General features: G+C 73.5%; 4 protein-coding genes. All 4 read left to right on the forward strand.

The features are described 5' to 3' along the window. On the forward strand, window positions 1–499 hold a 499-nt coding region (locus GUY61_RS34595), incomplete at its 5' end, for a class F sortase (RefSeq protein WP_166634284.1). A gap of 186 nt (window positions 500–685) precedes the next feature. Further along, a complete protein-coding gene (locus GUY61_RS34600) occupies window positions 686–2,029 on the forward strand; it encodes an ABC transporter ATP-binding protein (protein WP_166634285.1) in 1,344 nt (447 codons plus the stop codon). 403 nt (window positions 2,030–2,432) lie between these two features. Then, window positions 2,433–3,836, forward strand: coding sequence for an aldehyde dehydrogenase family protein (locus GUY61_RS34605; RefSeq protein ID WP_166634286.1), 1,404 nt, complete (start codon window positions 2,433–2,435; stop codon window positions 3,834–3,836). A 19-nt stretch (window positions 3,837–3,855) separates the two neighbouring features. Further along, complete coding sequence (locus GUY61_RS34610; RefSeq protein WP_166634287.1) at window positions 3,856–4,950, forward strand: Zn-dependent alcohol dehydrogenase; 1,095 nt, start codon at window positions 3,856–3,858, stop codon at window positions 4,948–4,950. Window positions 4,951–4,978: the final 28 nt, after the last annotated feature.

A 4,978-nucleotide genomic window follows, 5' to 3' on the forward strand; every position in this document is an offset into this window, starting at 1 on the left:
CCTGCCGCCCTCCGCGGCCACCCAGCTCTCCATCCCCTACCTCGGTCTGAAGGCACCGGTCATCGGACTCGGGCTGGACGACCAGGGCCGGCTGACCGCACCGCCGGTGAACAACCCCAAACTGGTGGGCTGGTACGAGCGTGGTCCGTCGCCCGGGGGAGCGGGCACGGCGGTGGCCGTCGGGCACCGGGACACCAAGACGGGGCCCGCCGTCTTCGCCGGCCTGGACGCGCTCAAGCCCGGGCGGACCATCGAGGCGAGACGCAGCGACGGCAGGACCGCCGTCTACACCGTGGACTCGGTCAAGTCGTACGAGAAGTCGGCCTTCCCCAGCACCAAGGTGTACGGCAAACGGGGCCGGCCCGAGCTCCGCCTGATCACCTGCGGCGGCGGCTACAACCCCAGGACCGGCTACGACAGCAACGTCGTCGTCTTCGCGCACCTGACGAAGACCCGGGGCCCGGCCGGGGCGGGCGACCGCGAGGCCGCCGGCGCCTGAGATCCGGCCGCCCCGCCCGGGAGGCGGCCCGTCGTCCCCGGGCGGCCCGGCCGCCCCAACGGCCCCTGCCGGACGCACGAAGCGGCGGAAGGGTGCGCACGAGCCATTCCCTGACTGGAATTGGTCGACTACCTTTCGTCACCACCCGGCGCAGCCGTCACTTCGTTTCCTCCAGGGCTGGATCCCATGACTCGTGCCATCACCCTGCACAACGTCACCAAGGCGTACAGCCGTGACGTCCGAGCAGTCGACCGCTTCTCGCTCGCCGTCCGGCCGGGCGAGTTCCTGGTGCTCCTGGGCCCCTCGGGCTGCGGGAAGTCCACGGTGCTGCGCATGATCGCGGGGCTCGAGGAGATCACCGAGGGGGAGTTGCTGCTCGACGGCGAGTACGCCAACGAACTGCCGCCGGCCGCCCGGGGCATGGCCATGGTGTTCCAGAACTTCGCCCTCTACCCGCGCATGACCAGCCGGGACAACATCGGCTTCCCGCTGCGCTTCGAGGCGCCGGGGCAGGACAGCGGCCCCCGGGTGAACGCGACCGCGCGGATGCTCGGCATCGAGGACATCCTCGACCGTTATCCGAGCCAGCTGTCCGGCGGCGAACGGCAGCGCGTGGCCATGGGCCGGGCCATCTCCCGCCGTCCCTCCGTGTTCCTCATGGACGAGCCGCTGTCCAACCTCGACGCCAAACTGCGCAACCATCTGCGCGCCGAGATAGCGCAGCTGACCCGCGAACTGGGCGTCACCACGGTGTACGTCACCCACGACCAGGCCGAGGCGATGTCCCTCGGGGACCGGGTGGCCGTGATGCGCGGCGGTGTGCTCCAGCAGGTCGGCCCGCCGCGCGAGACCTACGCCCTGCCCGCGAACGTCTTCGTCGCCGCGTTCATCGGCACCCCGCGCATCAATCTCCTCCAGGCCGTCGTGCACGCCCCGATCGACGGCCGGATGTCGATCGACCTCGGCCGGCAGCGGCTGCCGCTGCCCGAGCCGCTCAGCCCCGACCTCCAGTTGCTCCGCATCCAGCAGGGGCGGCAACTCATCGTCGGCCTGCGCTCCGAGGCGGTGCGGATCGCCTCCCCGGCCGAGCGCCGGCCCGGCGAGGTCGCGGTGAGCGGCATCGTCGAGCACATGGAGTACCAGGGGCACGAGGCGCTGGTGCACCTGAACACCGGCTCGCGGCCCGCCCATGTGCCGGAACTGGAGTCGCCCAGGCCCTCGCCGGCGCCGCGGCGCCGCAGGAGGGGCGGCGGGCCCGGAATGCTGGGCCGACTACGGGAGCGGGCGGGCGGCCACGTGTCGGGTCCTGTCGTCGTACTGGACCAGGAGCCGGAGACCGCGGAACACGACGAGCAGGTGCGTCCCCCGGCGCCGGTCGGCGACCTCGTCGTGCGTACCGGCCCCGATCTCCAGGTGCGGCCCGGCACCCAGGTGCCCCTCCTCGTGGACCTCGCGCACCTGTACGTCTTCGACGGCTACGGACAGCGGATCTGCCCCGCGCCGGAGAGTCGGCCCGGCCTGGACGTCTGACCCGGGCCGCCCCCGGCACCGCCCTCCTCCGCGGTCCGCCCCGGTCCGTCCGGGCACCCCTCGCCGGCCCGGCCCCTGAACAGCCCTGTGACCGGCCTCATGACCGCACCCTGCCCGGGTCCGGGACGGGCCGGGTGCCGGTGCGCGCCCCGAACGGCCCGCCCGGTCCCGCACGGGCTCCCGGCCTCCCGGTCCCGCACCGGCCGCCGCTGCACTGTCCACCGCCTGCCTCCGGCCCGACCGGCTCCCGCCCCGGTGGCTGCGGGCAGCCCCGGGCGGACCCCCCGACGCGCCCGCTCGTCGCCACCGTGTGACCACCGTCCGGCAGGTCGAGTCTGGCGCCAGAAAACTACCGGCGCTAGTTTGGGTCCCGGACGACACGGCACGGCTCGGGAGGAGTGCGATGAAGGCCCACGACGGCATGTACATCGGCGGGGAGTGGCGGCCCCCGGCCGCAGGCCGCGAAGGAGACACGATCGCAGTCGTGAATCCGGCGGACGAGCAGGTCATCGGCCATGTCCCGGCAGGCACCGCCGAGGACGTCGACGCCGCGGTGCGCGCCGCCCGCGCCGCCTTCCCCGGCTGGGCCGCGACCCCGCCGGCCGAGCGCGCGGCGCGTCTGGCCGCGCTGCGCGACGTGCTCGCCGCCCGCAAGGACGAGATCGCCGGGACCGTCACCGCGGAGCTCGGCTCCCCGCCCGCCTTCTCCGAGGCCGTGCACGCCGGTACCCCGGTCGCCGTCGCCGGCTCGTACGCCGACATGCTCGCCGGCTACTCCTTCGAGGAGAAGGCGGGGAACTCGACCGTGCTGCTCGAACCGGTCGGTGTGGTGGGAGCCATCACCCCCTGGAACTACCCGCTGCACCAGATCGTCGCCAAGGCCGCCCCGGCGCTGGCCGCGGGCTGCACCCTCGTGCTCAAGCCCGCCGAGGACACCCCGCTGGTCGCCCAGCTCTTCGCCGAGGCCGTCGACGAGGCAGGCTTCCCCGCCGGGGTCTTCAACCTCGTCACCGGCCTCGGGCCGGTCGCCGGCCAGGCCCTCGCCGAACACGCCGACGTCGACCTGGTCTCCTTCACCGGCTCCACCGCCGTCGGCCGCAGGATCGGCGCCATCGCGGGCGCGGCGGTCAAGCGGGTCGCCCTGGAGCTCGGCGGCAAGTCCGCCAACGTCATCCTGCCCGGCGCCGACCTCGCCAGGGCCGTCAACGTCGGCGTCGCCAACGTCATGGCCAACTCGGGCCAGACGTGCAGCGCCTGGACCCGGATGCTGGTCCACACCGACCAGTACGAGGAGGCCGTGGCCCTCGCGAAGAAGGCGGCCGCCAAGTACGTGCCCGGCGAGCGTCTCGGGCCACTCGTCAACGCCAAGCAGCAGGAACGGGTGCGCGGTTACATCGCCAAGGGCGTCGAACAGGGCGCCCGGCTCGTCACCGGCGGCCCCGAGGCACCCCGCGAGACCGGCTACTACGTGCAGCCGACCGTCTTCGCGGACGTCACCCCGGACATGGCCATCGCCCAGGAGGAGATCTTCGGGCCGGTCCTGTCCATCCTCAGGTACGAGGACGAGGAGGACGCGCTGCGCATCGCCAACGGGACCGTGTACGGGCTCGCCGGAGCTGTCTGGGCCGGCACCGAGGAGGAGGCCGTCGCCTTCGCCCGGCGTATGGAGACCGGGCAGGTCGACATCAACGGCGGCCGCTTCAACCCGCTCGCGCCCTTCGGCGGCTACAAGCAGTCCGGCGTCGGCCGGGAGCTCGGCACGCACGGTCTCGCCGAGTTCCTCCAGACCAAGTCCCTTCAGTTCTGACCAGGAGTCGAAGAACCCGATGAACACGGTCCGCGCCGCCATCCTGTCCACCGTCGGCTCCCCGCTGAAGATGGAGATCGCCGAGATCGATCTGCCCGCCGAACCCGGGCCCGGCCGGGTGCGGGTGCGCCTCGCCGCGGCCGGGGTCTGCCACTCCGATCTGTCGCTGTCCAACGGGACGCTGCGCCAGCCCGTCCCCGCCGTCCTCGGCCACGAGGGCGCCGGGACGGTCCTGGCCGTCGGCGAGGGCGTGACCAAGGTCGCGCCCGGCGACCCGGTCGTCCTCAACTGGGCGCCGTCCTGCGGGAACTGTCACTACTGCGGGATCGGCGAGCCCTGGCTCTGCGCGAACGCGCTGTCGGGCGCGGGCCGGCCGTACGCCCGCACCCTCTCCGGCGAGGACCTCTACCCCGGGCTGAACGTCGGGGCCTTCGCGGAGGAGACCGTCGTCGACCAGACCTGTGTACTGCCGCTGCCCGAGGGGATTCCGCTCACCGAGGCGGCACTGCTCGGCTGCGCGGTCCTCACCGGCTACGGCGCCGTCCACCACTCCGCGCAGGTGCGCCCGGGGGAGTCCGTCGCGGTCTTCGGAGTGGGCGGGGTCGGCCTCGCGGTGCTCCAGTCGGCGCGCATCGCCGGCGCCGGCACGATCGTGGCCGTCGACGTCTCGCCGGACAAGGAGGAACTGGCCCTGCGGGCCGGGGCCACGGACTTCGTCCTCGCCTCGGACACCACGGCCAAGGACATCCGCGGGCTGACCGGCGGCCACGGCGCGGACGTCGCCGTGGAGTGCGTGGGGCGCGCGTCCACCATCCGTACCGCCTGGGGATCGACGCGCAGGGGCGGCCGTACGACGGTCGTGGGCATCGGCGGCAAGGACGACACGGTCTCCTTCTCCGCCCTGGAGATCTTCCACTGGGGCCGCACCCTGTCCGGCTGTGTGTACGGCAACTGCGACCCGGAGGCGGACCTGCCGGTGCTCGCCGAGCACGTCAGGGCGGGGCGCCTCGACCTCGGCGGAATGGTGACGGAGCGCATCGGCCTCGACGCCATCCCGTCCGCCTTCGACGCGATGCTCGCGGGTCGCGGCGGCCGGGCACTGGTCGTCTTCTGACCGGGCCGCCGCCCGGCCCGGTCAGAAG

It is taken from the genome of Streptomyces sp. GC420 (assembly GCF_009916105.1).
In the GTDB taxonomy this organism is placed as follows: domain Bacteria; phylum Actinomycetota; class Actinomycetes; order Streptomycetales; family Streptomycetaceae; genus Streptomyces.

Bases quoted from the DNA above. Each gene is read 5' to 3' on its own strand.
- GUY61_RS34610 (WP_166634287.1), top strand. From the start codon at position 3,856: ATGAACACGGTCCGCGCCGCCATCCTGTCCACCGTCGGCTCCCCGCTG.
- GUY61_RS34605 (WP_166634286.1), top strand. From the start codon at position 2,433: ATGAAGGCCCACGACGGCATGTACATCGGCGGGGAGTGGCGGCCCCCG.
- GUY61_RS34600 (WP_166634285.1), top strand. From the start codon at position 686: ATGACTCGTGCCATCACCCTGCACAACGTCACCAAGGCGTACAGCCGT.